This window comes from Solwaraspora sp. WMMB762 (assembly GCF_049179115.1).
Lineage (GTDB): Bacteria > Actinomycetota > Actinomycetes > Mycobacteriales > Micromonosporaceae > Micromonospora_E.
On sequence record NZ_JBMHMD010000001.1, the window covers coordinates 728970 to 755934 of the forward strand.

28 protein-coding genes and 3 pseudogenes are annotated in these 26965 nt (G+C 70.7%); 12 read left to right on the forward strand and 19 right to left on the reverse strand.

The genetic code is table 11. From position 1 onward, the window contains the following. Positions 1–4 precede the first annotated feature (4 nt). Positions 5–1864 (reverse strand): annotated as a pseudogene (locus tag ACN27J_RS03465) (AfsR/SARP family transcriptional regulator); the annotation flags it as partial. A 287-nt stretch (positions 1865–2151) separates the two neighbouring features. Next, positions 2152–3126, reverse strand: a complete 975-nt coding sequence (locus ACN27J_RS03470) for a sporulation protein (RefSeq protein ID WP_421363479.1) — start codon at positions 3124–3126, stop codon at positions 2152–2154. Between the two features lie 182 nt (positions 3127–3308). Here ACN27J_RS03470 and ACN27J_RS03475 point away from each other — a divergent pair, with 182 nt between their 5' ends. Further along, entirely contained in the window at positions 3309–4352 is a 1044-nt protein-coding gene (locus tag ACN27J_RS03475) for a sodium:calcium antiporter (RefSeq protein ID WP_421363482.1), read from the forward strand. Positions 4353–4381: 29 nt separating this feature from the next. Here ACN27J_RS03475 and ACN27J_RS03480 read toward each other — a convergent pair whose 3' ends face one another. Then, positions 4382–4846, reverse strand: a complete 465-nt coding sequence (locus tag ACN27J_RS03480; RefSeq protein WP_421363485.1) for an ATP-binding protein — start codon at positions 4844–4846, stop codon at positions 4382–4384. After that, the gene (locus tag ACN27J_RS03485) at positions 4833–5705 is read right to left on the reverse strand and encodes an MEDS domain-containing protein (RefSeq protein ID WP_278168897.1); all 873 of its coding nucleotides are present in this window, start codon (positions 5703–5705) and stop codon (positions 4833–4835) included. The genes ACN27J_RS03480 and ACN27J_RS03485 overlap by 14 nt, the downstream gene beginning before the upstream one ends. A 112-nt stretch (positions 5706–5817) precedes the next feature. Here ACN27J_RS03485 and ACN27J_RS03490 point away from each other — a divergent pair, with 112 nt between their 5' ends. Then, the gene (locus ACN27J_RS03490) at positions 5818–6942 is read left to right on the forward strand and encodes a serine hydrolase (RefSeq protein WP_421363488.1); all 1125 of its coding nucleotides are present in this window, start codon (positions 5818–5820) and stop codon (positions 6940–6942) included. Between the two features lie 30 nt (positions 6943–6972). On the opposite strand, the gene ACN27J_RS03495 is transcribed toward ACN27J_RS03490, so the two are convergent. Next, positions 6973–7431, reverse strand: a complete 459-nt coding sequence (locus ACN27J_RS03495; protein WP_421363489.1) for a hypothetical protein — start codon at positions 7429–7431, stop codon at positions 6973–6975. Between the two features lie 238 nt (positions 7432–7669). On the opposite strand from ACN27J_RS03495, the gene sthA reads away from it, so the two are divergent. Next, positions 7670–9073 (forward strand): Si-specific NAD(P)(+) transhydrogenase, encoded by a 1404-nt coding sequence (gene sthA, locus ACN27J_RS03500; protein WP_278168900.1) that lies wholly within the window; start codon positions 7670–7672, stop codon positions 9071–9073. 30 nt (positions 9074–9103) lie between these two features. Here sthA and ACN27J_RS03505 read toward each other — a convergent pair whose 3' ends face one another. Genes ACN27J_RS03505 through ACN27J_RS03520 form a run of 4 tightly spaced genes read right to left on the reverse strand, consistent with a single transcriptional unit; the run spans position 9104 to position 12849 of the window. Continuing rightward, complete coding sequence (locus tag ACN27J_RS03505; protein ID WP_421363492.1) at positions 9104–9724, reverse strand: hypothetical protein; 621 nt, start codon at positions 9722–9724, stop codon at positions 9104–9106. Further along, on the reverse strand, positions 9721–10593 hold the full coding sequence (locus tag ACN27J_RS03510) for a carbohydrate ABC transporter permease (protein WP_421363495.1): 873 nt from the start codon (positions 10591–10593) through the stop codon (positions 9721–9723). Before ACN27J_RS03510 ends, ACN27J_RS03505 begins: the two co-directional genes overlap by 4 nt. After that, a complete protein-coding gene (locus tag ACN27J_RS03515; RefSeq protein ID WP_421363496.1) occupies positions 10590–11549 on the reverse strand; it encodes a carbohydrate ABC transporter permease in 960 nt (319 codons plus the stop codon). Before ACN27J_RS03515 ends, ACN27J_RS03510 begins: the two co-directional genes overlap by 4 nt. A 31-nt stretch (positions 11550–11580) precedes the next feature. Then, positions 11581–12849 (reverse strand): ABC transporter substrate-binding protein, encoded by a 1269-nt coding sequence (locus ACN27J_RS03520; protein WP_421363499.1) that lies wholly within the window; start codon positions 12847–12849, stop codon positions 11581–11583. 198 nt (positions 12850–13047) lie between these two features. On the opposite strand from ACN27J_RS03520, the gene ACN27J_RS03525 reads away from it, so the two are divergent. From ACN27J_RS03525 to ACN27J_RS03545, 5 genes are all read left to right on the forward strand, one after another. After that, positions 13048–13299: a hypothetical protein gene (locus ACN27J_RS03525; RefSeq protein WP_421363502.1), complete on the forward strand. Its 252-nt coding sequence runs from the start codon at positions 13048–13050 to the stop codon at positions 13297–13299. Beyond that, on the forward strand, positions 13296–13610 hold the full coding sequence (locus tag ACN27J_RS03530; protein WP_278168906.1) for a type II toxin-antitoxin system PemK/MazF family toxin: 315 nt from the start codon (positions 13296–13298) through the stop codon (positions 13608–13610). The genes ACN27J_RS03525 and ACN27J_RS03530 overlap by 4 nt, the downstream gene beginning before the upstream one ends. 85 nt (positions 13611–13695) lie before the next feature. Beyond that, a complete protein-coding gene (locus ACN27J_RS03535) occupies positions 13696–14298 on the forward strand; it encodes a sulfite oxidase-like oxidoreductase (protein WP_421363505.1) in 603 nt (200 codons plus the stop codon). Then, the gene (locus ACN27J_RS03540; RefSeq protein WP_421363508.1) at positions 14268–15020 is read left to right on the forward strand and encodes a ferredoxin reductase; all 753 of its coding nucleotides are present in this window, start codon (positions 14268–14270) and stop codon (positions 15018–15020) included. The genes ACN27J_RS03535 and ACN27J_RS03540 overlap by 31 nt, the downstream gene beginning before the upstream one ends. A gap of 64 nt (positions 15021–15084) precedes the next feature. After that, positions 15085–15357, forward strand: coding sequence for a DUF6510 family protein (locus tag ACN27J_RS03545; RefSeq protein ID WP_421372093.1), 273 nt, complete (start codon positions 15085–15087; stop codon positions 15355–15357). A gap of 48 nt (positions 15358–15405) precedes the next feature. Here the strand turns inward: ACN27J_RS03545 and ACN27J_RS03550 are convergent, their stop codons facing one another. The 5 genes and pseudogenes from ACN27J_RS03550 to ACN27J_RS03570 form a co-directional block, all read right to left on the reverse strand. Then, complete coding sequence (locus ACN27J_RS03550; RefSeq protein ID WP_421372094.1) at positions 15406–15789, reverse strand: DoxX family protein; 384 nt, start codon at positions 15787–15789, stop codon at positions 15406–15408. Positions 15790–15936: 147 nt separating this feature from the next. Beyond that, a pseudogene (locus ACN27J_RS03555) lies at positions 15937–16227 on the reverse strand (sigma factor); the annotation flags it as partial. A 37-nt stretch (positions 16228–16264) separates the two neighbouring features. Further along, on the reverse strand, positions 16265–17035 hold the full coding sequence (locus tag ACN27J_RS03560; protein ID WP_421363510.1) for an aminotransferase class IV family protein: 771 nt from the start codon (positions 17033–17035) through the stop codon (positions 16265–16267). Positions 17036–17070: 35 nt separating this feature from the next. After that, positions 17071–18063, reverse strand: a complete 993-nt coding sequence (locus ACN27J_RS03565; protein ID WP_421363513.1) for a MerR family transcriptional regulator — start codon at positions 18061–18063, stop codon at positions 17071–17073. Between the two features lie 77 nt (positions 18064–18140). Next, positions 18141–18659, reverse strand: a complete 519-nt coding sequence (locus ACN27J_RS03570) for a GNAT family N-acetyltransferase (RefSeq protein ID WP_421372095.1) — start codon at positions 18657–18659, stop codon at positions 18141–18143. Positions 18660–18818: 159 nt separating this feature from the next. Between ACN27J_RS03570 and ACN27J_RS03575 the strand changes: the two are divergent. The 4 genes and pseudogenes from ACN27J_RS03575 to adhE all read left to right on the forward strand — a co-directional run. Then, positions 18819–19232, forward strand: a pseudogene (locus tag ACN27J_RS03575) (ASCH domain-containing protein); the annotation flags it as partial. Then, positions 19209–19964 carry a maleylpyruvate isomerase N-terminal domain-containing protein gene (locus tag ACN27J_RS03580; RefSeq protein WP_421372096.1) on the forward strand — a complete coding sequence of 252 codons (756 nt, stop codon included), beginning with the start codon at positions 19209–19211 and terminating at the stop codon, positions 19962–19964. The pseudogene ACN27J_RS03575 and the gene ACN27J_RS03580, both read left to right, overlap by 24 nt. Positions 19965–20147: 183 nt before the next feature. After that, positions 20148–20786, forward strand: a complete 639-nt coding sequence (locus ACN27J_RS03585) for a hypothetical protein (protein WP_421363516.1) — start codon at positions 20148–20150, stop codon at positions 20784–20786. Positions 20787–20946: 160 nt separating this feature from the next. Further along, positions 20947–23592 carry a bifunctional acetaldehyde-CoA/alcohol dehydrogenase gene (adhE, locus tag ACN27J_RS03590; protein WP_421363517.1) on the forward strand — a complete coding sequence of 882 codons (2646 nt, stop codon included), beginning with the start codon at positions 20947–20949 and terminating at the stop codon, positions 23590–23592. 69 nt (positions 23593–23661) lie between these two features. On the opposite strand, the gene ACN27J_RS03595 is transcribed toward adhE, so the two are convergent. From ACN27J_RS03595 to ACN27J_RS03615, 5 genes are all read right to left on the reverse strand, one after another. Beyond that, complete coding sequence (locus tag ACN27J_RS03595) at positions 23662–24285, reverse strand: hypothetical protein (RefSeq protein ID WP_421363520.1); 624 nt, start codon at positions 24283–24285, stop codon at positions 23662–23664. Further along, positions 24282–25358 carry a LuxR C-terminal-related transcriptional regulator gene (locus ACN27J_RS03600; RefSeq protein WP_421363522.1) on the reverse strand — a complete coding sequence of 359 codons (1077 nt, stop codon included), beginning with the start codon at positions 25356–25358 and terminating at the stop codon, positions 24282–24284. The genes ACN27J_RS03595 and ACN27J_RS03600 overlap by 4 nt, the downstream gene beginning before the upstream one ends. A gap of 199 nt (positions 25359–25557) precedes the next feature. Continuing rightward, positions 25558–25899, reverse strand: coding sequence for a hypothetical protein (locus ACN27J_RS03605; RefSeq protein ID WP_421372097.1), 342 nt, complete (start codon positions 25897–25899; stop codon positions 25558–25560). Positions 25900–25967: 68 nt separating this feature from the next. After that, positions 25968–26726 carry a CbtA family protein gene (locus ACN27J_RS03610; protein ID WP_421363524.1) on the reverse strand — a complete coding sequence of 253 codons (759 nt, stop codon included), beginning with the start codon at positions 26724–26726 and terminating at the stop codon, positions 25968–25970. A 17-nt stretch (positions 26727–26743) separates the two neighbouring features. After that, on the reverse strand, positions 26744–26944 hold the full coding sequence (locus ACN27J_RS03615) for a CbtB domain-containing protein (protein ID WP_278168918.1): 201 nt from the start codon (positions 26942–26944) through the stop codon (positions 26744–26746). Between the last annotated feature and the right edge of the window lie 21 nt (positions 26945–26965).

The window sequence follows — 26965 nt, forward strand, 5'->3', positions numbered from 1 at the left end:
GGTGCCGGTCGACCGGTGAATCCTGCTGGCCGGCGAGGTCCACGGCGTACGCCCGGAGCAGGTCGTGCATCCCGTAGCGGTGGCCGGGCCCACGTTCGATCAGGTGGGCGCGGGCGAGCAGCTCGAGTAACCGTCGGGCGTCGGGCACCGAGGTGGCGGTGATCGCGGCGGCGGCGTGCGGCTCCAGATCAGGCCCGGGATGCAGCCCCAGCAGCCGGAACGCGCGGGCGGCGTCGGCCGGCAGATGCAGGTAGGACCAGGAGAACACCGCGCGTACGCCGGTGCGCCGGTCGCCACCGGCGTCGAGCAGATCGAGGCGCCGGTGCTGATCGGCGAGTTCGCGGACCAGTTCGACCAGTGGCGCGGTGGGGCGGGTAGCCGCCAGTTCCGCGGCTACCCGCAGGGCCAGCGGGAGACGGGCGCAGTGCGCGGCGAGGACCGCTGCGGCGGTGTGTTCGACGGTGGCCCGGGCACCGATCAGCCGGTGGATGAGCGCCACCGCCTCGGCCAGCGGCAGCGGATCGAGGCCGACCCGGCGGGCGCCGTGCCGGGCGACCAGCCCGGCCAGCGAGTCCCGGCTGGTGACCAGGACGAGACAGGACGGCGAGCCGGGCAGCAGCGGCCGGACCTGCTCCGCCGACGCCGCGTTGTCGAGCACCACCAGCAGCCGCCGTCCGTCGGCCAGGCTGCGGTAGCAGGCCGCCCGTTCGTCGAGGTCCAGCGGCAGGTCCGGACCGGCGACGCCGAGGGCCCGCAGGAAGCCGGCGAGCGCCTGGCCCGGGGAGACGGGCTGCTCGGCGTCGTAGCCCTGCAGATCGACGTAGAGCTGGCCGTCGGGGAACCGGTGCCGGACCCGGTGCGCCCAGCGGACGGCGAGCGCGGTCTTGCCGACGCCGGCGGTGCCGGACACCGCGGCGACGGTCACCACCGGCGACCGGTCCACGTCGTCGGTCCACCCGTGGGCGTCGTCGAGCAGTTGGTCGAGCTCGGCCAGCTCGGTGACCCGGCCGGTGAAGTCGGGGATGTCGGCCGGCAGCTGGGCCGGTGCCGGTTCGGGCGTTGCCCGGACGGTTTCGCCGCCCGGGGGTCGGGCATCTGGGGCGGCGGTCAGCTCCTCGTCGTGCAGCAGCGCGGTGTGTGCGGCGGTCAGCTCCGGCCCGGGATCGACGCCGAGCTCGTCGGTCAGGTGCCGGCGCACCCGGTGGTACGCGTGGAACGCCCGGGCACGGTGTCCTGCGGCGTGGTACGCCCGGATCAGTCGGGCCTGTGCCGCCTCGTCCAGCGGCTGTGCGGCGGCGGCCTCCTCCAGAGCGGTCACCGCCTCGGCGGCCCGCCCGGCGGCGATCATGATGTCGCCGTACCGTGCCAGGGCGGTGTGCCGCTCCTCGAGCAACGCGACGACCCGGGGATGCTCGGCCAACGTCGGTATGTCGGCCATCGGCGGGCCGAGCCACAGCCGGAGGGCCTGTTCGAGCTCGTCAGCCGCACGACTCAGTTCGCCGTTGCGCTGCAGACCGGCCGCTGCGGCGAGCCGGTGGCGGAAGACCTCCGCGTCGATCTCCGGAGCGGGTAGCCGCAGCGCGTAGCCGTCCCCGACCTGGGGGAGCACCGTGCTCGGAGCGCGGGGCGGCCGGTCGGGTTCGAGCCGTCGCCGCAGGTGTTTGATGTGGGTCTGGATCACGTTCCGGGCGGTCGGTGGCGGCTGCCGGTCGGCCCAGACCGCGGCCGAGATCTCTGCCGCCCGCACCGGCTGTCCGGCCGCGATCGCGAGCAGTCCCAGGATGGCTCGTTGAGCCGTTGGTCCGAGATCCAGTTGTTCACCGTCGCGCCAGGCGCAGACCTGACCGAGGACCCGGATACGCAAAGTCGTCACCCTCGCCGGTCGTACCGAATGCCGCCGCTCGGAACGGGTTGGCCGTGTACGTCGGTCGGCTGACCTCAACCTACGTCTATGTCGCTCAGCATTGCAACGTCAGCTGTCGAATGACCCAGTCGAATTGCCGAACCATCGGTGGTGGGTGTCCGCAGTGGATAATTTGGGCGCGGGTCGGATCTCTCTCGATTGTGTGCCGGGTACCGCGGTGACCTGGTGGCATCGCCGCGTCGCCGGGCGTCGGTGCCCCGACCGGAGCACCAACGCCCGGCTGATGGTCACTCCTCCTCGAACTCCTCACCCGAGTCGTCGTCCCCGCCGAACGAGTCGAAGACCTCGCCGGCGATCATCCCGCCGGCGAAGCCGAGCGCGGCGCCGCCGACCGCGCCGGCGACGACCCCACCCATTCCCGACCCGCCGTGGTGCCCGCCGTAATGCCCACCGGGCGCGCCGTATCCGCCGATCAGCGACTGGCGCTGGGAGAGCGCCTGGCGGACCCAGGTGTCGACCTGGGCGGTCCAGTCCACCTGGTCGGCGTCTGTGTGACTGACCCGGTAGCGGCCGTACGAGTCGTGCCCCGGCCGGAAAAGACCGCCGCGCTTGTCGAACTCCAGCACGACGTCGATGCCGTACTCGCTGGCCACGAAGGTCAGCTCGACCTCGTTGATGCCGCCGGCGTACTGGGGTGCGGCGTAGTACTCGATCTCCTGGTAGAACGGCAGGGTCTGGGGCACGCCGTGCAGCCGCCCGTACTCCAGGTCGGCGCCCTTGAAGGCGAAGCCGAGCCGGGCGAACGCCTCCAGGATGCGCTCCTGCAACGGCAGCGGGTAGATGTGCACCGCATCGAGGTCGCCTCGGTCGATCGCCCCCGGGATGGCGACCTCGGTCCGCAGACCCATGGTCATGCCGTGCAGGCGCTGCCCGTAGAGGTCGGTCACCGGGGTCTCCCACGGCACCGGGAACTGGAAGGGCAACGACAACTGCTGGCCTTCGCGCAGGTGGATGCCGCCGGACACGGGGAACCGGTGGAACTCGGCCAGGGCGTTGTGGTCCTCGCCGCCGGCCTCCACCTCAACCCGGGTGACCAAGCTGACTGTGATCTGGTCCAGCTGCACGTCGTGGCTGCCACCAGTGATGTTCACCTGCCCGGTGAGGGCAAGGCCCGGCCGGGCGTTGGGGTTCTGTAGCACCGTGTCGACGCTGGGAGCGCCGATTCCCAGAGCGCCCAGCATCTTCTTGAATACCACGTACATTCCTCTCGGTTCTCGGTTGACGGACCGTGCCCTGCCGGTACCGGCATTTAGGGCATCCAGTGTGGATATCATGGCAGGTGTTCAGTTTATCCTGATCGATCATGACGGGTTGTCGTGGGCGGTTGTCGGCGTGGTCCGGTGATATCGCATGTGACTGCCGGACAATGTGAAAAAATGCGCCTATGCCGGATTTCCTGGTGACGGCGGGCTGGCCTGTCTCCTGGTCGATAGCCGCGTTCGCGATCGCCGGAGTGGTGACGGTGGCGGGTGGGATCCGGCTCGTCGCCGTGGGTGACGCGCTCGCCGACCGGACCGGCTGGGGAGAAGCGGTCTTCGGTGCGGTCTTCTTTGGTCTGGCGACGTCGCTGTCCGGGATCGTGATGACTGCGGTGACCGCAGTTAGTGACGCTCCGCAACTGGCCTACAGCAACGCCGTCGGCGGCATCGCCGCGCAGACCACCGCAATCGCGGTGGCCGACCTGTTCTACCGGCGGGTCAACCTCGAACACGCCGCCGCTTCGCTGTCCAACCTGCTCTTCGGCTGCCTGCTGCTGGCGCTGCTGGCCCTGGCGCTGCTGGCCACCTACACCCCGGACGGCGCGGTGGCGGGCGTCCACCCGGTCTCGATGATCATGGTCGGCTGCTACCTCGGCGGCGTCATGATCGTCCACTCCACCGACGTTACGCCCTACTGGCAAGCCGTCGACACCAACGAGACCCGCCGGGATCTGCCGCAGAGCCACGGTCTCCTCGATGACCGTCCACTGCGTCGGCTGTGGGTGCGGTTCGCTCTCATCGGGCTGGCCGTCGCCGCCAGCGGCTGGCTGACCGCACTCGCCGCCGAGAGTCTGGTGCAGGCGACCGGGCTACGGGCCGGATTCGTCGGCGGGGTGCTCATGGGCCTGGTCAACGCGTTGCCGGAGACGATCACCGCGATCGCGGCGGTACGACGCGGCGCGGTGACCCTCGCGGTCGCCGCCGTCCTCGGCGGCAACTGCCTCGACGCGCTCAACCTGGTGGTCGCTGACGTCTTCTACCGCCCCGGGTCGATCTACCACGCGGCCGGTCCGGACGAACTGTTCCTCACCTCTGCCGCGCTACTGATGACCACGGTGCTGCTCGGTGGGCTGCTGGCCCGGCAGGTCCGCGGCTGGGGCCGGTTGGGCTTCGAAGGCACCCTGTTGTTCGGCGGCTACCTCGCCGTGGTCGCGGTCCTGGCCCTCTGACACCAGCACCAGCGCCCCCGCACCGTCGGTCACCGGCCGGCCGGCCGGGCCAGGCTGATCACCGCGGTGACCACCGCCCCCGGCCCCGGTTCGGCACGATCGATGATCAACTCGGTGCAGAGTTGCCGGCAGATCCAGATCCCCCGACCACCGGCCCGCGCCTGGTCCGGCGGAACGGTTCCCACCTGCGGGTCACGCATCCCCGGCCCGTCGTCGCTGACCTGGCAGTACAGGATGTCGCCACGGCGCCACAACCGGAGCCGGCCACTGCCGCCGCCGTGGCGTATCGCGTTGGTGGCGAGCTCCCCGGCGACGATGAGCAGATGCTCGGTCTGCTCGGCCGAGATGTCCAGCCCGGGAGCGTGTGCGCTGAGCGTAGCCCGCAGGCCGTACAGACCGTCCCGGTCGAACGGCTGGTCGACGGCACCGGCCGGGGACGGAGTGTCCGTCGGCCGTCCCCCGATGCCGAGCGAGGTGGGATCAGGGCTGCTCATGGCGTCTCTGTACCCGGAGTTGAGCCACGTCATCCGCGCCGACCAGGGACAGCACGGTACCGACCAGCCGTCGGCAGGACACCGTCATCCGGCGCGATCTCGGCAACGCCCGTGCGGCAGCCAGGATGATCCCGGCGCAGGCGCCGTCGATGTAGTCCAGCCCGGTCAGGTTGATGTGCAGGTGGCGGTCGATCCGTACCGACTCGGCCAGCGCCAGCTCGAGCACATCCTTGTGCCGGTAGTCCAGCTCACCGGCGATGCGCAGGCCGGCCGGGCTGTACTGCCGGCAGACCCGCAGCAGCGGATGCTCCAGGTAGACCTGAGCGGCGACGGTCCGGGGATGGGCCCGGGCGGCGAACGCCAGCGTGACGGCGTCAAACCGCTCCCGGTCGTACTGGCAGATCAGACAGAGCTGGCCGTGTGCGAACAGGTCGGCGACCAGCGTCTCGAACTCGACCAGTTGATCGGCTGCGGCGGCCGGGCGGGTCGCCCAGCACATGTCGGCGGTCACCCGCAGGCCGGCGTACCCCTCGTCGCTGGCCTGGCGCGCCTCCCGCGCAAGCGTCCGCACCATCGCCCCGGCGTCGGCCGGTGCCCCGCCGAGCAGCGACTCGGTGGCCGAGGCGATGCGCAGCTGGCCCCGGCGCAGGGCCGAGCCAGGCCGTACCGCGCGGTCGTGCAGCTCACCGGCGAGCTCGTCCGGGCTCACCGAGTCGGTCCAGCAGACCACCTTCTGCCCGGCCCGCAGCCCGCCACGCACGAAGGCCGCCACCAGGTCCAGTCGCTCCTCCTGGTCGGAGAAGGTGAGACAGGCATGGTCGCCAGCGCCGAGCGTGCCAACCGCAGCCGTGTCCGCCATCGTCGATCCGCCTTGTCCGTCATCGGGAGGATGCCCGCCACCTTATGCGTTGCACCCGGTCGCACCCGGACACGCCCCCCGTTGAGCCGTCGATTTGAACGACCGCCGTGCGATGCCCGTACCACCGGCGGCAGAGCGGACAGCACCGGATCTGGGGGCGTACGTGATCATCGGAGAAGGCCCGGCCAGTGGTCGCCTCGCGGGTCGGTCCGGCCGGTCCGGGAACTCCCGGCACCCTGCCCGGCGTACCGCGACGGACGCCCGGCACCCCGGCCGGCGTACCGCGACGTCCGGCCGACGCGCCGACTCCCGTGGCGGGACATCTCGTCGGTCACTGCTCGGCTTCGGCCTGTTCGGCCTGCTCGTCGCAGGTGGCCTCGGCTATGGGTGGCGGGCTGCCGCCGGTTTGCCGGTGACCGGCGGTCGGGTGGCCGCTGGCGGGCCGGGTACGGTGGTGGCCGTGCCGACCGCTGCGGTGCCGACCCCGGACATCGTGGCGGAGCAGCGCCGCCGGGCGGCGCTGGCGGCCCGACAGGTACGCGGGTACGCCGCCGGCCTGCCCGGCCAGTTCAGCTTCGCGGCTGTCGAGCGCGGCACCGGGGCCGGGTTCCGTACCGGTGACGAGCTCCAGTTCCAGACGGCGAGCATCGTCAAGGTGGAGATTCTCACTGCCCTGCTGCTGGACCGGGACGGGATCCCGTTGACCGCCGTGCAACGCGACCGGGCCGAGGCCATGATCACAGCCAGTGACAACGCGGCGGCCAGTGAACTCTTCGCCGCCATCGGCGGCGTCTCCGGACTGGACCGGGTCAACACCGAGCTCGGCCTGACCCGGACCCGACCGAGGTCGGCCTGGGGAACCACCGTCACCACCTCAGCCGACCAGGTCCGGCTGCTCCGAGTGCTGGTCGACGAGGAGAGCCCGCTGCGATCGGCGGACCGGGGCCTGGTGCTGGACCTGATGGGCCGGGTGGTCGACGGACAGCGGTGGGGGGTGCCGGCCGGTGCCGGTACGACCGGCTCCCGTACCTGGGTGAAGAACGGCTGGGACACCGTCGACGATCATGACGGACGCTGGCTGGTCAACAGCATCGGGCGGATCGTCGAGGACGACCACGACTGGCTGGTGGCGGTGCTGTCCGACCACCACGACTCGCTGGATGCCGGCATCGCGGCGGTGGAACAGGCGGTGCGAATCGCCTTCGACACGTGGCGCCGGCCGGCCCCGGCCGGCTAGCCCTCGGCCGGCCGGCACCGTGTCGCGGGGTCAGGCCGGGCCGAACGCCCGGTCGCAGGCCTCGCGCAGGTCGACCTGCGCGGCCGAGATCGTCAGGTTCCCCTCGATCGGCTCCTGGTCGGCGGCGGCCCGGGCGGCGTCCACCAGGTCTTTTCCACGAGCGGCCAGCGTGGCGTCGGTCGACGCCTGTGCCTGCCGGCCGATCTCCCGATTGACGTCGTGGTCGAGCTCGGCTGCGCTGATCTCACGCAGGTCCTGGCATGCCTGCCAGCCTTCGGTGTCGGCCGGTGGGGTCTGCGATGTGCTCTCGTCGACTGTCGGCGTCGGCGTCGCCTGCGACTGCTCGCCCCTGGTCAGCGCGCCGATCCCGATGACCAGGACGGCCAGCACGACCGGTGCGGTGATCCACAGCCAGACGGGCCGGCGGCGGGAGCGGCGGGAGGGGGAGAATCCGGAGTGGTCAGCAGCGGTGCGGTAGGGGTGGCTCACGGTAGTGCCTTTCAGGTCCGACTGGGCGGGCGGAGCTCCGACTGGCGAGGGAAGCGGTGGCCTACGGCATAGCGGACATCAACGCCTGTGCCGTCATATATTCATACACGTCGCCTTCATGTGCTGCCCCATAGTAGGCTTTTCGCTGCGGAAGGCAACCCGTCCATCGCCCCAGGTCGTCCGGACGGACAGGGGTGGTCGTAAGCATCCGGAAACCCGGGCCTGTCAGACTGGGCCGGTGTATGACGTCGACGTGCTCGTGATCGGATCCGGCCCCAGTGGACAGAAGGCGGCGATCGCCGCGGCGAAGCTCGACCGGAGCGTCATGGTCGTCGAGCGCGCGCACATGCTCGGCGGCGTGTGCATCAACACCGGCACCATCCCCTCCAAGACCCTGCGCGAGGCCGTCCTCTACCTGACCGGCCTCAACCAGCGCGAGGTCTACGGTCAGAGCTATCGGGTCAAGGATCACATCACGGTCAGTGACCTGGCCGCCCGGACCCAGCACGTGATCGGGCGCGAGATCGACGTGACCCGCAGCCAGTTGACCCGCAACCGGGTACGGATCATGACCGGCACGGCGCGGTTCGATGACGCGCACACCGTGGTGGTGACCGATGCGACCGGCCACGGAAACAAGGTCACCGCCGAGAAGATCGTGATCGCGGCCGGCACCCGCCCGGCCCGCCCGGCCAGCGTCGATTTCGATGAGCGGACCATCATCGACTCGGACGGCATCATCAACCTCGAACAGGTGCCGCAGTCGATGCTGGTGATCGGCGCCGGGGTGATCGGCATCGAGTACGCCTCGATGTTCGCCGCGCTCGGCACCGAGGTCACCGTGGTGGAGCGGCGGGACCGGATGCTCGAGTTCTGCGACCTGGAGATCGTTGAAGCGCTCAAGTATCATCTGCGCGACCTCGCGGTCACCTTCCGTTTCGGTGAGGAGGTGGCGTCGGTGCAGCGCCACCAGCGCGGGGCGGTCGCGGTGCTGGAGAGCGGCAAGCGGATCGCCGCCGACACGGTGATGTACTCCGCCGGGCGCCAGGGCGTCGCCGGTGACCTCGATCTGGAGCGGGCCGGCCTGACCGCCGACACCCGGGGCCGGATCCAGGTCAACGAGAACTTCCAGACCACGGCCGGGCACATCTACGCGGTGGGGGACATCATCGGTTTTCCCGCCCTGGCCTCCACCTCGATGGAGCAGGGCCGGCTCGCCGCCCACCACGCCTGCGGTGAACCAGCCCGTGGCATGCCGCAGCTACAACCGATCGGCATCTACACGATCCCGGAGATCAGCTTCATCGGCAGCACCGAGGACCAGCTCACCGACAACCGGGTGCCCTTCGAGGTGGGGGTCGCCCGCTACCGGGAGCTCGCCCGCGGGCAGATCGTCGGCGACTCGTACGGGATGCTCAAGCTGCTGGTCGCCCCGGACAGCCGGCAACTGCTCGGCGTGCACATCTTCGGCACCGGCGCCACCGAACTGGTGCACATCGGGCAGGCGGTGATGGGCTGCAACGGCACCGTCGACTACTTCGTCGACGCCGTGTTCAACTATCCGACCCTCGCCGAGGCGTACAAGGTCGCCGCGCTGGACGCGATGAACAAGATGCGGCACCTCGCCCAGCTGCACGACTGACCGTCGGCTGTCCATCCGACGACCAGTCAGTCAGCCGCGCTCGGCCGGTGCCGCCCGACGGCGGTGCACCGCGACCGCGGCGAGCAGTACACAGCCGGTCATCGGCACCACCAGCGGGACCAGCTGCCAGGTGACCAGGACCAGACCGGTGAGGGCGAGCGTCAGCAGCACCGTACCGCCGGGGTCGGACCGCAGCGTGTGCACCGCGGCGCGCAGCAGTGCCGGCCAGGCCGCGCCCGGGTGCCAGCCAGCGGCGGCCCGCAACAGTACGGCGCCCAGGCCGACCGCGGTGAGCAGGCAGGCCGCTGCGACCAGCTCACCGACGGGCAACTGGCCGGTGCGTACCACCGCCGCGTCGAAGTACAGCAGCAGCCCGGCCCCGACCGCCGCGAGCGACCACGGCCAGCTGCCGGGCAGCGCGGCCCGCAACCGTACGCCGAAGGCACCGAGCCGGGTGCTGCCGGTGTCGTCGACGTACGCCCGCAGCTGCGCGCACCCGGCGGCCAGCGCTGCCAGCAGCGTGACCAGCGGCAGCAAGCTGACCAGCACCAGCACTCCGACCAGCAGGGTCTCACCGAACAACACGAAGCGGGCGCCACGCACACCGGCTCCGGCGGTGGTGGCGAGGTCGTCGCGGCCGGTGGCGCTCATCCCTTCAACCCCGAGGTGGCGACCCCGTCCACCAGCAGACGCTGGAAGAACAGGAAGAACCCGATGACCGGCAGCAGCGCGAGCATCGACATGGCCATCAACGCACCGTAGTCGGACAGCGTGGTCTGATCGATGTAGAGCTGCAGCGCCAACGGCAACGGGTACTTGTCCGGGGTGCTGAGGTAGATGAGCGGGGCGAGGAAGTCGTTCCAGGTCCAGATGAAGGTGAAGATGGCCGTGGTGACCATTGCCGGCCGGGACAACGGCAGCACCACGTGCCAGAAGATGCCCCACGGCCCAGCGCCGTCGATCCGGGCCGACTCGTCCAGCTCATGCGGGATGCCGCGCATGAACTGGACCATCAGGAAGACGAAGAACGCCTCGGCGGCGAGGAACTTGCCGGCCAGCAGCGGCACGTAGGTGTCGACCAGACCGAGTTTCTGGAAGACCGCGTACTGCGGGACGATCAGCACGTGGAACGGCAGCAGCAGGGTCGAGATCATCAGTACGAACAGGACGGTACGGCCACGGAACCGTAGTCGGGCGAAGGCGTAGCCGGCCAGGGCCGACGACGCCACCGTCCCGACCACGGCGAGCACCGCCAGCACCGCCGAGTTCCAGAAGAACCGCAGCACGCTGATACCGGCCATGCCCTCGGCCGCCCGCTGGTAGTTGCCCAGCGTCGGGTCCTGGGGAAGCAGTTCCAGGCTGCCGACGATCGACCCGGACGGTTTGAACGAGGCGGAGACGACCCAGACCACCGGGTAGAGGATCACCGCCAGCAGCGCCACCGCCGCCAGATGCCAGCCGACGCTGCCGAGGCGACGCCGCCGGGTGGCGGCACCCGCCGCCCGAGACGCGGGGGTCATCGGTCGTCTCCCGAGTAGTGGACCCAGCCACGGGCGGTCCGGAACAGCATCGCGGTCACCAGCCCCACGCCGAGCAGTAGCATCCAGGCCATCGCCGAGGCGTATCCCATCCGGAAGTCGGTGAAGCCCCGGTCATAGAGGTAGACCGTGTAGAACAGGGTCGAGCCGGCGGGGCTGCCGTTGCGGCCGCCGATGACGTACGCCGAGGTGAAGATCTGGAACGAGTTGATCGTCTCCAGCAGCAGGTTGAAGAACAGCACCGGTGAGATCATCGGCAGGGTCACCGACCAGAACCGACGCGCCCGGCCGGCGCCGTCCACCTCGGCTGCCTCGTACAGCTCGGCCGGCACCTGCTTGAGCCCGGCGAGGAAGATCACCATAGGTGCGCCGAACTGCCAGGCCGCCAGCAGCACCAGCATGAGCAGCGAGAAGTCGGGATTGCCGACCCACCCGCCGCTGTCCAAGCCGACCGAGCTCAGCAGTCGGTCGACCACCGCGTCGTCGCTGAACAGCGCCTTCCAGACGATGGCGACGCTGACGCTGGCGCCGATCAACGACGGCCCGTAGAACGCTGCCCGGTAGAAACCCTGGCCGCGGCGGCGCTGGTTGAGCAGCATCGCCACCGCCAGCGCCGCGGCGAGCTTCAACGGTACGGCGAGCAGCACGTAACCGGCGGTGACCCGGACCGACTGCAGCCACCGGTCGTCATCGAAGAGCCGGCGGTAGTTGTCCAGCCCGACCCATCCCGGCGTGGTGAACAGGTTGTAGTCGGTGAACGACAGGTACAGCGAGGCCGCCATCGGGCCGACCGTCAGCAGCAGCATGCCGACGATCCAGGGGGACAGGAACAGGTAACCGGCCATCGGGTCGCCGTTGCGGCGACCCGATGGCGGCGTCGCCGGTCTACGGCGGCCGGCTGCCGCGGGCCGGGCGGAGTCGACGGTGGAGCTTGTCATCGGATTCCTCGGGCTGGTCACCGCGTACGGATCAGGGCTCGAGGATTTCCTCGGCTTCGGCGAAGAGCTGGTCGACCGCCTCTGCTACGCCGATCCGCCCGTAGTGCAGCTCCTCGCTGATCCGGATGAACGCTGCCTCGATGCTGCCGGCACCGCGCGGAGGCGCCGGTGGTGCCTGGGTGAGCTGGTCGGCGATGGTCTCCTCGTAGGCGGCCACGGCGGCCAGCGGCCCGTCGAGTTCGGCCGCGTCCCGCTGGGCGTTGGTGGCCGGCAGGCCACGGTTGCCGCCGAAGATCCGACCCACCTCCGGGTCGTTGATCATGAAGGAGATCAGTCTGGCAGCCGCCTCCGGGTGCTCGGTGCCGGCCGACGTGCTCAGCAGCATCGCCGGTTTGAGGTACTGCCCGAGCTGTCCCGGGTTGTTGCTGGGCACCGGGCCCAGCCTGATCTCGGTGTCGGTCTCGCCCGCGTACCGAGTGAGGAAGTTGTCCCAGCTGAGGTCGGAGGCGGCCAGGTCGTCGACCCACAGGGAGGCCGGTTTGATCTGGACGGCGGTCTCCACCGGCAGGACCACGTCCTGCTCGATCAGGTCCATGCCCTGCTGCCAGAACCGCGCCAGCCGTTCCTTGCTGAAGCCGAGGCGGCCGTCCTCGGTGAACAACGCCCCGCCCTCCTGACGCAGCTGCGCCTCAAGGTTGTAGATCACCCCGGTGTAGTTGCCGCCGCCGTAGGTGCCGGTCTCGGCCTTGATGGTGGCCATCGCGGTGTGGTAGTCCTCCCAGGTCCAGCCGATCGCCGGCGCGGGCACCCCGGCCTGCTCGAACAGCGCCGGGTTGTAGAACATGCTCCAGGTGTTGCCGCCGACCGGGACCGCGTACAGCGTGCCGTCTACCGTGCCGGCGCCGTCGAACCCGGCCAGCAGGTCGTCGAGGACGAGGTCGGTGCCGACGTGCTCGTCGAGACCGCCGAGTACTCCCCGGTCGGCGTACTCGCGCAGGTAGGAGAAGTCCATCTGCAGGACGTCCGGCATGTTGCCGCCGGCGGTCTCGGTGGTCAGCTTCTGCCAGTACGCCTCGTATTCCTGGAAGCTCGGCGTCACGGTGATGCCCGGGTTCTGCTCCTCGAACAGGTCGATCGCCTGCTGCATCAGGTCGGCCCGATCGGCGTTGCCCCACCAGGAGTAGCGCAGCGCGACCTTGCCCGACTCGGTGTCGTCGCCGCAGGCGACGGTGCCGGTGGCGACCAGCGAGAGGGCGGCAGCGATGGCCAGCGACCTGGTGAATCGTTTCAATATTGCCATCAGAAACCTCCGGATCCGAGCCGACCAGCAGGTGCGTAACCATGTGTTAGGGGCCACAGGAAGCGCTTGTCAACGTAGGTTAGGAGTCAGTTACATGTGCGTCAATGGCTGACTTGAACGTTACAACTCCGCGACATGCCCACCGACCCGGGCCGGGCCGGGGCAGCGCACCGGCCGCCCTGGTCGTACCATCGCGACATGGCAGAGATGGTCACCCTGCGGCTGAGACCGCAGACCCTGGCCAGGGCGCTGGCCGCTGCCGAACGGGACGGGATGACGCTCTCCGACTGGATCGACCGGGCCGCCCGCCGGGAAGCGCGCCGCGACGCCGCCCGGGCACACGAGGAGTGGCTGGCCGCCAACCCGGAGGTCCGCGACGAACTGGACGGCTTCGACGAACTCGCCGACACGCTGGAGTCCGGCTGGTCCGACCTGTCTGACGCGGCGTGAACCGCGGCGAGATCTGGACCGTCGGCGAGCGCTCCGACCTGCGCTACCGGGTGGTGGTGCTGTCCGGCGACACACACAACGAGCGACCCAGGGCCGCCCCGTACTGCGCGCCGATCGTCCGCCAGCGCGGCGCCACCAGCCTGCCGCCGTTCGTAGTGCCGCTGGCCGAGACCGACCCGCTGTCCGGAGTCGTCGTGGTCAACCGGATGCGCCGTATCTCCGGCCGCTCCGGGGCGGAACGGGTCGGCATGGTGACCGGTGCCAGCATGGCCCGCCTGGAAGAGGCGATGCGGGACCTGTTCGACCTCTGACAGGTGCGCGCGGCCCGGCACCTCGGACGGGTGCAATCCCCGCCGACGCTGGCGGAAGCGCCCGGCCAGGTGGTACGACGGTCCGATGGGTATCGTGTCGCCCGGGTTCCAGGGCCGTCCACGTTCTCCCGGCGCTGTCACTCTGCCGCCGGGACAGTATCTGACCGAGGACTTCCCGGTGCTGTCCGCCGGCCCGACCCCGCGCATCGACGTCGCCGGCTGGCAGTTCGTGGTCACCACCGAGGACGGCACCGAGCAGCGGTGGAGCTGGCCGGAGCTGCTCGACCTGCCCAGTGAGGACGTCACCGTCGACCTGCACTGCGTGACCAAGTGGTCCAAGCTCGGTACCCGCTGGCACGGCGTCTCCCTCGACACCCTGCTGGCCGACACCGACACCAGCGCCGACTACGCCCTCGCCCACTCGTACGGCGGTTACACCACCAACCTGCCACTGGCCGACCTGCTCGACGGGCAGGCATGGATCGCCTACCGCTACGACGACGCCGACCTGAGCCCGGAGCACGGCGGCCCGGCCCGGCTGCTGGTGCCGCACCTCTATTTGTGGAAGTCGGCCAAATGGGTGCACGGCATCCGGCTGCTGACCGACGATGAACCCGGCTTCTGGGAGACCGCCGGCTACCACGATTACGGTGACCCATGGCGCGAGCAGCGGTACCAGGGCGACTGAGCTGGCGGGTGGCCCGCCTCGCCGCCGTTCGCGACGAGACGACGACCGCCCGTACCCTGCTGCTCGACGTGCCGGACTGGCCCGGACACCTGCCCGGCCAGCACGTCGACGTGCGGCTCACCGCCGCCGACGGTTACCAGGCCCAGCGCAGCTACTCGGTCGCCAACGCGGCCGACGGCGACCAGGTCGAGCTGACCGTGCAGCGGGTGCCCGACGGCGAGGTCTCCGGCTACCTGGCCGGCCCGTACGCCGTCGGTGACCCGGTGGAGATCCGCGGACCGGTCGGCGGCTGGTTCGTGTGGCGACCCGACACGACCGATCCGGTGCTGTTGATCGCCGGCGGCTCCGGCATCGTGCCGCTGATGGCGATGATCCGCGCCCGACGGGCCGCCGGCAGCCGGGTCCCGTTCCGGCTCATCTACTCGGTGCGTACCCCGGCCGACGTCTACTACGCCGACGAGCTGCGCCGCCGCGCCCGCGACGACGCCGGTCTCGACGTCAGCTACGTCTACACCCGGGAGGCACCCGAGGGCTGGCCCGGCCAGGTCGGCCGGATCGGAGTCTCCCGGGTCAACACCGACGGCTGGCCGGCGATGCTCGAACCGGCCTGCTACGTCTGCGGGCCGACCGGCTTCGTGGAGACGGTCGCCGACATCCTGATCGCCCTCGGGCACGACCCCCGCCGCGTCCGCACCGAACGATTCGGACCCACCGGAGGTTGACATGACCGACCAGCCCGTGACGTCGGTGCTGCCCGACGGACGTCACCTGACGGACGAGCAGCACCTGCCCGACGAGCACCACCTGGACGGTAACGCGCTGGCCGGTCCGCTGGCCGAGATCTTCGCGGTGGACGTCACCACCGCGACCGGCCGTTGCGCCAGCTGTGGGCGGGCCGGCCCGCTCGCCGCCCTGATGGTCTACTCCGACGCGCCCGGCCTGGTCGCCCGCTGCCCGCACTGCACCGGGGTGCTGCTGCGACTGGTACGCGGCCCGGCCGACGTCTGGCTCGACCTGCACGGCGCGCTGAGCCTGCGGATCGCCGTACCGACGGGTTGAGCATCTCCGACTCCGCCGGGCGGACCGGCCCGGCGGAGTCGGATCAACTCAGCCGGTGAACGGCGCGGGACCGAACCGGCCCCAGGCGACGAAGGCGGCCATCGCGGCATAGACCAGGTCGGGCAGGACCGTCAGGCGTTCGCCGCGTCGTAGCCGCATGGTCGCCGCACCGGTGAACAGCACCGCGACGCAGACCGCGGTCACCGGCACCAGGACCGGGGCGATGCCGAGCACCGCCGGCAGGATCAGCCCTGCCGCCGCCAACAGCTCCAGGATCGTGATGACCCACAGCGCGCGAGGGCTGAAGTCCATCACCCACTCCCCGGCCCGACCCATCGAGGCCAGCTTCTCCCGGGGCACCAGCACCTTCCCGGTGCTGACCAGCATGACGACGGCCAGCCAGCCGGTGACGATCCACAGTACGAGATTCATGGTTGTCCTTTCGATCGGTCGCGAGCGGCACGTACCACGGTGGTGGGGTCGCCGACCGGGCCCAGGTGCCGCAACCGCCGGGCCGGCTCGTCGCGTTGCCGCCGGGTGGTGTGGTAGCGCGGTCGGCGCGCGCGAATCTTCTCGCAGCGCACTCTGGTGCATCCGCAGGAACGTCTCCTGCGTGACGTCCTCGGCCTCGCTGACGCTGCCGAGCATCCGGTAGGCGATGGTGAACGCCCACGGGCGCAGGTCGTCGTAGATTCGGTGGGCGGCATGGCCGGCTACCGCCGCCGTTCGGTACGGGTCGTCATCGGGTGGTCTCCACTCGTCGTCCTCACCACCACAGACGAGACACCCCGACCCGGCATGACAGGGTGTTACCCGGGTCACAGTGCGGCGCCGGCAGATCGCAACATGGAGGATGCGGCAGCGCCGCACTGCCCGGGGGCAGGTGTATGTACCGACGTGCAGCGCGTCAGAGCGGTTCGCCGGGGATGGCGCTGTAGTCCTTGCGAATCTGCTCGACCAGCGGAGTCATATCGGACCATCGGGTGGTGTCGATCGCGGTGACAGCCCGGACGCCAACCGCGGCGTTGGTGGTGAACGCTGCGGTGTAGCGATTCAGCTCCGACACGTCGACGCGGCGCTCGAGCCCTGCGCGTACCTGCTGGATCAATGCCATCGTGATTCCCGGCAGCACCGGTGCCTGTGGCCAGACGATCTCGTCGCCTTCGATCAGGCCGACGTTCCAGGTCGCCCCCTCGGAGATGAAACCCTCCCTGTCCACGAACAGCACGTCATCGAACCCAGCGAGTTGAGCCTGTCGGCGGTGGAACATCGTCGCGAACAGGCCGAGGTGCTTGACGGCTGGTACGTCCCGCTCGTAGCAGCGAGTGGCGAGCACCAGCGGTCGCGGTGGGACCGACGACACCGCTCGCGTGGTGACGAGCACCTGAGGGCGTGATGCGCTGGCGGGATACCCCAGGTCGAGGTCCGGGTCGAACACCGTCACCCTGGCGACGGTCGACTCGGCGGAACCCACAACCTGACGGACATAGCTGCGAACCTCGTGCTGATCGAGTTCCGCGCCGAAGAGCGCGCGGCAGTCCCTTGTCAGCCGGTCGAGGTGAAGTGCGAGTCCGCGCACCCGGCCGGCGTCCACTCGCATGGACGTGAAGTGACCGTAGTTGGTGAGACCCAGGATCCTCAGGTGATCCAGATCGACGGGCTTCCCGTTCAGCAGCATGATGCCAGTCTCCAATCCGGGCATGGCCGCCGCGATCAGCAGACCGGTAGGGCGGATGCGCGCAGCGCCTCGGCCAGCCACTCGAACGGGAACCGTTCCGGCTCCACGCCGTTGACGGCAGTGACCAGCGCCATGTACCGGTCGAATGGTCCCTGCGGATCCGGCGGTGTACGGTCCCACTCCGCGCCGGCGAGCATGTGGTCGGCCGTCTGGATCCGGAACTCGGGGGTGTCCGGCAGACCCGGGCTGTCCGGTGTCGCGAATACGCCGGTCAGCCAGCCCATCCACCGGTCGGCGATCTTCCGCCCCTGCGGCGAGTCCGGTGGTACCCGGTCCCGCGCCGCGTCCATCACCGCCTGGCCGATCGGCATAGCCGCCTCCATCCGGTCCAGCATCGGCGATGAGGTCATCAGCGGCCCGGCCCCGGTGGTGCACACCTGGTGCAACTCGCGGCGCACGGCCTGTCGGACCTCGCCGTCCCGGAGCAGATCGGCCAACTCGATCCATGCCTCCAGCTGGGCCGCGGTGGGATGCTCGGGCAGTTCCGGTCGGGCCGCCCGCCACCAGCGCATCATCTGCTCCGGTGGTTCCCAGCCGGCGGAGACCTCGGCCCAGAACTCGTCGATCAGCCGATCGCGTTCCTCGTCCGACATACCGACCAGCTTGTGCATCAGCGTCACCTGCTCGGCGGTGGAGTCCTGTCGCAGGATGGTCGACAGCACCGCGCGGCGGCTGCGCAGCCGGGTCTCCTGCTCGGTCAGCAGAGCCAGGTGGGTGGCGGCCAGTTCGCGCAGCGTCGCCTCGCCGGCCAGCACCCGCCGGATCTCGTCCAGCCCGGCGTCGAGTTCCCGAAGCGTTCGAACCAGTTCCAGCCGGGCGATCGCCGACACGTCGTACAGCCGGTGGCCGGCCGGGGAAATGGCTGCCGGCGTGACGACACCGGCGTCGGCGTAGTACCGGACGGCGCTGACGCTCAGACCGGTACGTCGGGCGACATCCCCGATGGGGTACAGCTCGTTCATCTCCACGGCGTCCACTATGCGATCTCAAGCGGCTCGAGATACAAGCTTCGTGAAGTCGTGCCGGCAGCGGTACGCCGGATTCGTTACGCCGACTCCTGCGGCGCGGAACCGATCGGCTTGACCATCTGCTGAGCGGTGACCGTGAATCCGGTCGACTCGTACAGCCGGCGGGCCACCAGGTTGTCTCCGAAGACGTTCAACCCGAGCCGGGTGACTCCGCGCGCCGCCAGCACCGGCTCGACGGCGGCCAGGATGGCCCGCCCGTACCCGGTGCCGCGGTGGGCGGTGTCCACCTCGATGTTGTAGATCCAGGCCGGCCGCTCCGGCTCTGCCGGATCCGGCAGCCCGACCCAGATCCAGCCGACCGGCCGCGCGTCGTCGGTGCCCGTCTCCCGCGCGACGAGGAACAGCATCCGCTCGGTGGCCAGCCCGTCGGGCAGCAACTCGGCGTGCTGGCGGCGGGACTCGATCAGTGCCGTCTCGGTGGTGGCCCGACCGGACCGCAGCAGGTCACCGGCATAACCCGCCACCAGTGCGGGAATCCGTACGTCGTACTCGCTCTGGGTCATCGGGTGCAGCGATACGGTACGCGCGTCTGACATCGTCACCGGCACATCGTGGCGTACCTGGTCGTGTGCCGTCACGTCAATTGCGCGACGGTCGTCGGCCGGCGGCACACGATCGTGAGCGGGACCAGGCGGCACCGCCGCCAGTACACTGCCGCTGTGGCGACCGAGGCGGACCGTGGTGGCGGTCAGAACCTGCCGCACCACCTCAACGACCTGCCGAAGGCCCAGTTCGCGTTCCCCGGGCCGCTGCGCGACCGGCTGGTCGCGGCGATCCTCACCGGTGCGAAGACTTCCACGTCCGGGCTGCTGTGCGAGTACGAGCACGACAACGGCCCGCTGCCGGTCGCGGGGGACCGGTCCGTTCTGGTGGACTCGGCGGACCGGCCCTGCGCGGTGCTGGAGACCACCGAGGTACGGGTGGTCCCACTTGCCGAGGTGGACCTCACCCACGCCGTCGACGAAGGTGAAGGGTTCACCGACGTCGCCGGCTGGCGCCGCGCGCACATCGACTTCTGGCAGTCGGCGCCGATGCGGGCCGCTCTCGGTGACGAGACGTTCACCGTCGACGACCGGACGATGGTGGTGGCCGAACGGTTCCGGGTCGTGCAGCGGATCTGGCGGTCCGGCGAGGTGGCCCTCGCCTACGCCGTCGAGAGTCGAGCGGCGGTCGACGCGCTACGGGCCGTATCGGAGGCGGACTTCGACCGGCCGACCAGATGCACGCCGTGGACAGTCAAGGAACTGCTTGCGCACACCGTGATCGCGCTCTCCCGTACCGTCGAGATGCTCGACGACGGCGCACCCGCCGCCGGCCCCGACGGCCCGGTGGACGCGGTCGGCTACTACGCGCCCGACGCACGGTTCCGTCCCGATGCGGACGGTGGGCGGATCGCCGACGCTCAGCGGTGGGCGGCGGCTCGGACGGTTACCGCCGCTGTCGACGAGCTGGCGGCGCGGGCAGCGACCGCCACCGCTCGGGTCGCGGCGCAGCCGCCGGACCGCCTGGTCGTCACCCGGCACGGTGACCTGATGACGCTGACCGACTTCCAGGCCACCCGGGTCGTCGAGCTCGCGGTCCACGGGGTCGACCTGGCCGACGGCCTCGGCATGGCGTCGTGGCTGACCGCCCCGGCGGCGGACCTGGTGGTGGCGCTGTCGGCGGGCACCACCCTGGCGCCGCTGCGGGCGGCGCGTCGATGGGACCGGCCGACGTTGGTACGCGCGGTCACCGGGCGGGTCGATTCAGGTGACGTGGACCCGGCTGAACTGCACCCGCAGGGAGTGCGCTCCCCGTTCTTCGGTGGCACGCACCGTCCCACTGTGGTTGGCGAAGAGTAGCGGGACCGACCTGCCCTCGAAGCGCCTTGCGACTGCCCGTAGGTTGACAGCGACAAGGCCACAACGAGACCCTTTCGCGATTCTGACTTTTGGTGCTGGAGGTTTGCCGTGGACTGGTCCCTCGGAAACATACTGATTCTGCTGGTCGTGGTGTTGCTCGGTGCAGTCGCGGGGTGGCTCGTGATGAGCCGCCGGTCCGCCGCCGGCAAGGACGCCTCGGTGAAGCCCGAGGCAACTGCCGCGGCCGAGCCGCCGACTGCTACCTCAAAGGAGCCGTCGCCGGCCGAACCGGCCCGGCCGGAACCCGCATCGCCGGCCGATCCGGTCAAGACCGAGCCCGCCACCGAGGTTCCCGCCGGGCCCGCCGCGATCGCCACGGCCGAGCCGGTCAGTGTCGAGCCCACCGCCGACAAGCCGGTCGACCCCGAGCCGGTCGACCCCGAGCCGGCGCCGGCCGCCGATCCTGCTCCCGCGACGTCGGCCGCCGCCGTTGAGCCCGCTGCCGCCGCCGTTGAGCCTGCCGCTGCTGGACCCGCTGCCGACCCGCCCGCTGCCGACCCGCCCGCTGCCGACCCGTCCACTGCTGCCGAGCCGCTCGCCGACCCGGGGCCGGCGGACGACTTCCGACGCATCGAGGGCATCGGGCCGAAGATGGCCGCCGCCCTGCAGTCCGCCGGGATCCGCACGTACGAGCAGTTGGGCGCGACCGACGAGGCGGCGCTGCGCGCGGCGGTACGCGCCGCCGGCGTACGGGCCACCGCCAGCCTGCCGACCTGGCCGGCCAAGGCCCGGGAGCTGGCGGCGGCCCGCTCCGCAACCTGACCGGGTACGGCCCGACAGCCAGAGTGGACCGACGTGGGGTGACCTAGGTCCCGGCGATCGGGGACGTACGGCGGCAGTGTTCGATCACCGTACCGAGTGACGATGAGGTCGAGCACCGGCGGCAGGGTGCCGCCGGTGCCGACCGAACGAGGTGATCGGCATGACCGCAGTCGTCCAGGTGCACACCAAGCCGGCGGCGCCGGCCGAGACAGAGGTCGCGATCGACGCTCTCGTCTCGGCGGCGTCGAAGGCACTCGACGACTACGCCGAATTCGACCAGCAGCGGATCGACACGATCGTCGGCAAGGCGTCGGTCGCCGCGCTAGGCCGACACAGCGACCTGGCCCGGCTGGCGGTTCAGGAGACCGGCCGCGGCGTGTTCGAGGACAAAGCGGTGAAGAACATCTTCGCCTGCGAACACGTCACGCACAGCATGGCGGCGCTGAAGACGGTCGGCGTGGTCGGCCGTGACGACATCAGCGGCATCGTCGAGATCGCCGAGCCGGTCGGTGTGATCTGCGGCGTCACCCCGGTCACCAACCCGACGTCGACGACCATCTTCAAGGCCCTGCTGGCTCTGAAGACCCGCAACCCGATCATCTTCGCCTTCCATCCGGCCGCCCAGCAGTGCAGCGCCGAAGCGGCCCGGGTGGTCCGCGACGCGGCGGTCGCCGCCGGCGCGCCGGCGCACTGCATCCAGTGGATCGAGCACCCGTCGGTCGAAGCGACCGGGGCGCTGATGCGCCACGACGGGGTCGCGCTGATCCTCGCCACCGGTGGCAACGGCATGGTGCGGGCCGCGTACTCGGCGGGCAAGCCGGCGCTGGGCGTCGGCGCCGGGAACGTCCCCGCCTACCTGGAGCGGACCGCCAAGCTGGCCCGGGCGGTCAACGACGTGGTGCTGTCCAAGGCGTTCGACAACGGCATGGTCTGCGCCTCGGAGCAGGCGGTCATCGTCGACGACGACATCTACGAACCGGCGATGGCCGAGTTCGCCAAGCTGCACGCGCACCGGGCCACCCCGCAGCAGAAGCGCCAACTGGAGGAGCTGCTGTTCGGCGCCGCCGCCGGCTCAACCGGTTGCGCCGGAGCCAAACTCAACCCGATGGTCGTCGGGCAGTCCCCGGTGTGGATCGCGCAGCAGGCCGGGTTCACCGTGCCGGCCGACACGTCGATCATCCTGGTCGAGGTCGACCAGGTCGGCCCGGCCGAACCGTTGACCAGGGAGAAGCTCTGCCCGGTGCTGGCGGTGTTGCGCGCCGACGGGCACGCCGACGGCATCCGGTACGCCGAGCAGATGGTCGAGTTCCACGGCCTCGGCCACAGCGCGGTCATCCACACCAGCGACGCGGCGCTCGCCGAGGAGTTCGGCCGGCGGGTCAAGGCGGTACGGATCATCTGGAACGCGCCGGCCTCGCAGGGCGCGATCGGTGACATGTACAACGCGATCGCGCCGTCGTTGACGCTGGGCTGCGGCAGCTACGGGCGGAACTCGGTGTCGAGCAATGTGACCGCCGTTCACCTGCTCAACATCAAACGGGTGGCGAGGCGCACCAACAACCTGCAGTGGTTCAAGGTGCCGCCGAAGATCTACTTCGAGCCGCACGCGATCCGCTACCTGGCCGACATGCCGGACGTGCACCGGGTCACCGTGGTCACCGACGCGACGATGACCCGGCTCGGGTTCGTCGACCGGATCCTCACCGTGCTGCAGGGCCGGTCCGAACGGGTCGCGCTGCAGATCATCGACACCGTCGAACCGGAGCCGAGCATCCGTACCGTGGACGCCGGTGCCGAACAGATGCGCCACTTCCGGCCGGACACCATCATCGCCCTCGGCGGCGGTTCAGTGATGGACGCGGCCAAGGTGATGTGGCTGCGCTACGAACACCCCGGCGTGGTTTTCGCCGACATGCGGGAGAAGTTCTTCGACATCCGCAAGCGGGCGTTCACCTTCCCGGCCCCGGGAGAACTGGCGAAGCTGGTCTGCATCCCGACCACGTCGGGCACCGGGGCCGAGGTCACCCCGTTCGCGGTGATCACCGACACGGTGACCGGCAAGAAGTACCCGCTGGCCGACTACGCGCTCACCCCGAACGTGGCGATCATCGACCCGGTGCTCGCCGCCGATCTACCGGCGGTGGTGACCGCCGACAGCGGCTTCGACGCGTTGACCCACGCCACCGAGTCGTACGTGTCGGTGTACGCCAACGACTACACCGACGGGCTCGCCCTGCAGGCGATCCGGCTGATCTTCGCCTATCTGGAGCGGGCGGTACGCGATGGTGCCGCCGACCCCGAGGCCCGGGAGAAGATGCACAACGCCGGCACCATCGCCGGGATGGCGTTCGGCAACGCCTTCCTCGGCATCGTGCACGCCATGTCGCACACCCTCGGTGCGACGTTCCACATCGCCCACGGTCGGACCAACGCGATCCTGATGCCGCACGTGATCCGCTACAACGGGGCGCGGCCCGGCAAGCTGTCCGGCTGGCCGAAGTACGAGAACTACCGGGCACCGGAACGGTTCCAGGAGATCGCCCGGATGCTCGGCCTGCCGGCGGCCACCCCCGCCGAAGGCGTCGAGTCGTACGCCGCTGCCGTCGAACGGTTGCGTGACGCGGTCGGCATCGAGCCGTCGTTCCAGGCGGTCGGGGTCGACGAGGAGTCGTTCCTGGCCAGCCTGCCGCAGCAGGCGGTCAACGCGTACGAGGACCAGTGCGCCCCGGCCAACCCGCGGATGCCGATGCTCGACGACATGCAGGAGATCATGCGCACCGCCTACTACGGCACCGCCGGTCGCTGATCGTCCCCGGTCCGGCTGCGGCACGCTGCCGCAGCCGGACCTGTCCCGCCTGCCCATCGGCCCCGGCGGTCACTGTTCCTCGGGGAACGCCACGCAGTTCGCGCAGCCCGGAGTCGGGTTCCTGATCTCCTCCCCGTCGAACACGACCAGGCTGTCGACCAGCGGATCGTCGACCGGGATCGGCCGGGCGGCCACCGTGCCGTCCGGCTCGCCGACGAGTTCGACGCAGGCCAGGCGGACCTGCTCCGAGCGCATCAGACAGACGCCCCGGTTCACCGGTGGCACCCCGCCCGGAAACACGATCCGCACCGGTGAGGCGTCGGTCGGGTGGTACGGCACCAACTGGGCGCGGAAGACGAAGGCCGGCCTGTCGTCGGGGCGGAACACCGCGACCCCGAACCGGTAGTTGTCCGTGTAGGTGGTGCAGAGCGTCGCCTCGCCCGGCAGCACCGTACCGAGGTCGGGGTCCGCCACGAGGCCGCTCAACTGGCCGGTGGCGCAGCCAGCCGGAGTCCACCAGTCCGTGATGGTCGGATCGCTGGTGGGGATCGGCGAAGCGGCCCATGACGGCGTCGGCGTACCTGCGGCCACCGGCGTGGCGGACACGCCGGTGGCCGACAGCCACGCCAGGGTAGCTGCCATCAGGATCGTCGCGGCCGCCATCACGGCGGTCCGGCGAGGTGTGGGGGTCAATGGGATTCCTCCTCCGGCGCGGACGTTTCCGCGTGGGACGACGAGCGGGGTGCCGCGGTACGGGTGGGCGGAGCCAGGGCGACCGCACCCGTGGCGCCGAGCAGGATCGCCAGCTGGAAGCGGTTCTCCACGCCGAGGCGGTCCATCAGGTTGCGCATCGTGTACGCGACGGTGCGCAGGCTCAGTCGCAGCTCCTCGGCGGCGGAGGCGTCGGTGTGCCCGGCGGCGAGGAGTGCGACCAGCGCCTGCTCACGGGGGGTCAGTGTGATCGCAGGTCTCCCTCCTGGACCGGACCGGCGCGCCCGCGCCCACAGCCGGTCGAACAGGTCGCACAGTTGGCGGACCGCGACCGGGTCTACCAGTTCGACGTATCCGGCCTCGAAGTCGAGCGGATCGACGGGGAACAGCGCGACGCGCCGGTCGTAGACCAGCAGTTTGATCGGCGGGTCGGGCAGCTCCCGGACCCGTTCGGGGTCGGCCGTGTCAAGCTGGGCGAGATGCTCGACGCTGTGGTCGTCGACGGTGGGCGGCCGCTGCAGCACCCGTACCCGGATGCCCCGGTCCAGTTGGCTGCGGTCCAGTGGGATCGCCTCCGCCGAGGCCGCCGCGCTGATCACTTCGGTGTTGATGGCCAGGTGTTCGTGTCGTTCGGCGGCGACCAGCCGCCGCACCCGGTCGCGGGCGGCGGTCCGGCTGCCCAGGCTGCGTACCGCCGGGTCGTCCGGGCCGGGCAGGTCGATGCCGTGCACGGTACGGAAATGCTGGCGCCAGACGTCCTGCCGCCGTACCGGCCGAGCGGGCCGGCGTAGCCGCGCGATGACCGGACCCGCTGGCAGCGGCCGCCAGCCGGCAGCGGTCGGCACCGCCGCCGCCAGGCCGTTCAGTTCGTCGAGCGCGACCTTGACGCGTTTGCGGGTCAGCCCCAGCTCGTGGGCGAGCTGGCCGCTGCTGCGGGCACCGAACATGGTCAGCGCCCGGTAGACCAGATCGGCATCGGGTGAGGCGCCCCACCGGGTCAGTTGTGCAACCGCGGTCGGGCCGTGCGTCCTGATGGTCCCCGTTCCCCGTGTCACGCCGGTCAGCTCAGCACAGATATGCCGCAGGAGAGAAGGCCACGGCGCCGGACGGTTGCACGATTGTGCAATCGGTTCGCGCCGTACCTTGTCGAACCGGGCGCCAATAGGTGACCGTGATCCGGGCAGGCGCGCGTTCGGGGGCGTCGCTTGTCGGCCGCCGGATCGTGGTGGCCGGCAAGCGACGGCACTACGGCGGTCAGGACGTCGGGGCGGATTTTCCCCAGCGGGGGGCGGCGAAGCGCAGCCCGGCGAGCCGGTCCGGCGGTGCGGCCAGGCCCGGCCCGCCGGCGGCGATCCAGTCGACGACAATCGACAGTGCCGTCTCGTCGAGCACCCCGCCGAGCCACACCGGGCGGGCACCCAGTCGGCGGGCCAACACCGCTGGCTGCACCACCACCACGTTGGACCGGTCACAGGCGTTGAGGCAGTCGGACACCCGTACCGACCCGGCGGCGCGCAGGATGTCGAGCTGCCGGTCATGGTCGACGTCCGGGTGTTTGCGGCGGGTGCCGCAGCAGCAGCCCCGGCAGACGGTCACCCGGGCGGGGTGCCCGGCTGCCGGTCCCGCCGGGCCGTGCTCCGCTCCCGTCGCGCCGTCCTCAACCGTCACGCGACGTTGGCGAGCGTGGGCCGCCGGTCACCGGTCCGGGCCGGGGTGAGCAGCAGTCCGAACACCACCCCGAGGACCGTCCACATCGTGGCGAGCTGCGCCAGCGAGGCGAGCCGGAACTCCCACAGCAGCGCCGCCGGGATATCGGCGGGCACGTCGACCCCGGTGGCCGGCCAGAGCGCCAGCAGCAGGGCGTACCCGACGACGGCCAGCGCCGCCGCGACCACCGTCCGGTAGGGAGCCGGCCGCGCCCAGCCGGTCAGCCGCCGGTGGGTCAGCAGCGCCAGCCAGGTGACGGCGGCTGCGGCGATGATGAACGACAGATACTGTCCGGTGCGCTGGTTGACGGTGTCCGGGTCGCCGACGCCCGGCGGGTTGGCCGGGAAGTGGATCGCCGGTAGCAGCGCCACCACGACGAAGCCGAGCCCGGCGAGCAGCCCCACGCGGCGGAAGTCGTCGCGGCCGGGCAGCAGGTGCCGGGTCGCCGCGAAGACCACGGCGACGATCAACGCCAGGCACAGCGCCACCGCGACGGTGGCGACCAGCCCGCCGAGGACCTGCATGGCCCGACCGACCAACTCCTCGTCGTGGCTGTGTCCGGCCGTCCCGGTCGCCGCGCGGGCCTCCTCGACGACCAGCGCCGACTCGATCTGCGGTTCGACGATCAGCAGGGCCGCCACCGCGCCTGCCACGCCGGCGGCCGCACCGGCGAGCAGGCCGCGGCCCAGCACCGCGCCGAACGGGTAGGTGCTCATCGGAGCCGGCCGCCCGCTCAGTGGCACGGTACGCCGAGGGCGTGCCGGCCGTCGTGGGTGAACTCGTGCACGAACTCGGCGGCACCGGCCAGCACCAGCCCGTTGTCCTGCGCGACCAGGTAGATGACGACCGCCGCGACGGCGGCCAGCAACCAACCGGCGAGCGGTACGCGGATGGCGGTGGTGGTGACCTCGCCGCCGACAGAAGGTGCAGTCATGCCAGGAAATCCTCTCGTCCA

Excerpts from the sequence above, each read along its gene's own strand:
- ACN27J_RS03475 (WP_421363482.1), top strand. The coding sequence starts at position 3,309 with ATGCCGGATTTCCTGGTGACGGCGGGCTGGCCTGTCTCCTGGTCGATA.
- ACN27J_RS03485 (WP_278168897.1), bottom strand. The coding sequence starts at position 5,705 with ATGGCGGACACGGCTGCGGTTGGCACGCTCGGCGCTGGCGACCATGCC.
- ACN27J_RS03490 (WP_421363488.1), top strand. The coding sequence starts at position 5,818 with ATGCCCGTACCACCGGCGGCAGAGCGGACAGCACCGGATCTGGGGGCG.
- ACN27J_RS03520 (WP_421363499.1), bottom strand. The coding sequence starts at position 12,849 with ATGGCAATATTGAAACGATTCACCAGGTCGCTGGCCATCGCTGCCGCC.
- ACN27J_RS03505 (WP_421363492.1), bottom strand. The coding sequence starts at position 9,724 with ATGAGCGCCACCGGCCGCGACGACCTCGCCACCACCGCCGGAGCCGGT.
- ACN27J_RS03560 (WP_421363510.1), bottom strand. The coding sequence starts at position 17,035 with ATGCTGCTGAACGGGAAGCCCGTCGATCTGGATCACCTGAGGATCCTG.
- ACN27J_RS03540 (WP_421363508.1), top strand. The coding sequence starts at position 14,268 with ATGGCGCGAGCAGCGGTACCAGGGCGACTGAGCTGGCGGGTGGCCCGC.
- ACN27J_RS03525 (WP_421363502.1), top strand. The coding sequence starts at position 13,048 with ATGGCAGAGATGGTCACCCTGCGGCTGAGACCGCAGACCCTGGCCAGG.
- ACN27J_RS03480 (WP_421363485.1), bottom strand. The coding sequence starts at position 4,846 with ATGAGCAGCCCTGATCCCACCTCGCTCGGCATCGGGGGACGGCCGACG.
- ACN27J_RS03610 (WP_421363524.1), bottom strand. The coding sequence starts at position 26,726 with ATGAGCACCTACCCGTTCGGCGCGGTGCTGGGCCGCGGCCTGCTCGCC.
- ACN27J_RS03535 (WP_421363505.1), top strand. The coding sequence starts at position 13,696 with ATGGGTATCGTGTCGCCCGGGTTCCAGGGCCGTCCACGTTCTCCCGGC.
- ACN27J_RS03615 (WP_278168918.1), bottom strand. The coding sequence starts at position 26,944 with ATGACTGCACCTTCTGTCGGCGGCGAGGTCACCACCACCGCCATCCGC.
- ACN27J_RS03510 (WP_421363495.1), bottom strand. The coding sequence starts at position 10,593 with ATGACCCCCGCGTCTCGGGCGGCGGGTGCCGCCACCCGGCGGCGTCGC.
- ACN27J_RS03570 (WP_421372095.1), bottom strand. The coding sequence starts at position 18,659 with ATGTCAGACGCGCGTACCGTATCGCTGCACCCGATGACCCAGAGCGAG.
- ACN27J_RS03470 (WP_421363479.1), bottom strand. The coding sequence starts at position 3,126 with ATGTACGTGGTATTCAAGAAGATGCTGGGCGCTCTGGGAATCGGCGCT.
- adhE (WP_421363517.1), top strand. The coding sequence starts at position 20,947 with ATGACCGCAGTCGTCCAGGTGCACACCAAGCCGGCGGCGCCGGCCGAG.
- ACN27J_RS03585 (WP_421363516.1), top strand. The coding sequence starts at position 20,148 with ATGAGCCGCCGGTCCGCCGCCGGCAAGGACGCCTCGGTGAAGCCCGAG.
- ACN27J_RS03550 (WP_421372094.1), bottom strand. The coding sequence starts at position 15,789 with ATGAATCTCGTACTGTGGATCGTCACCGGCTGGCTGGCCGTCGTCATG.
- ACN27J_RS03515 (WP_421363496.1), bottom strand. The coding sequence starts at position 11,549 with ATGACAAGCTCCACCGTCGACTCCGCCCGGCCCGCGGCAGCCGGCCGC.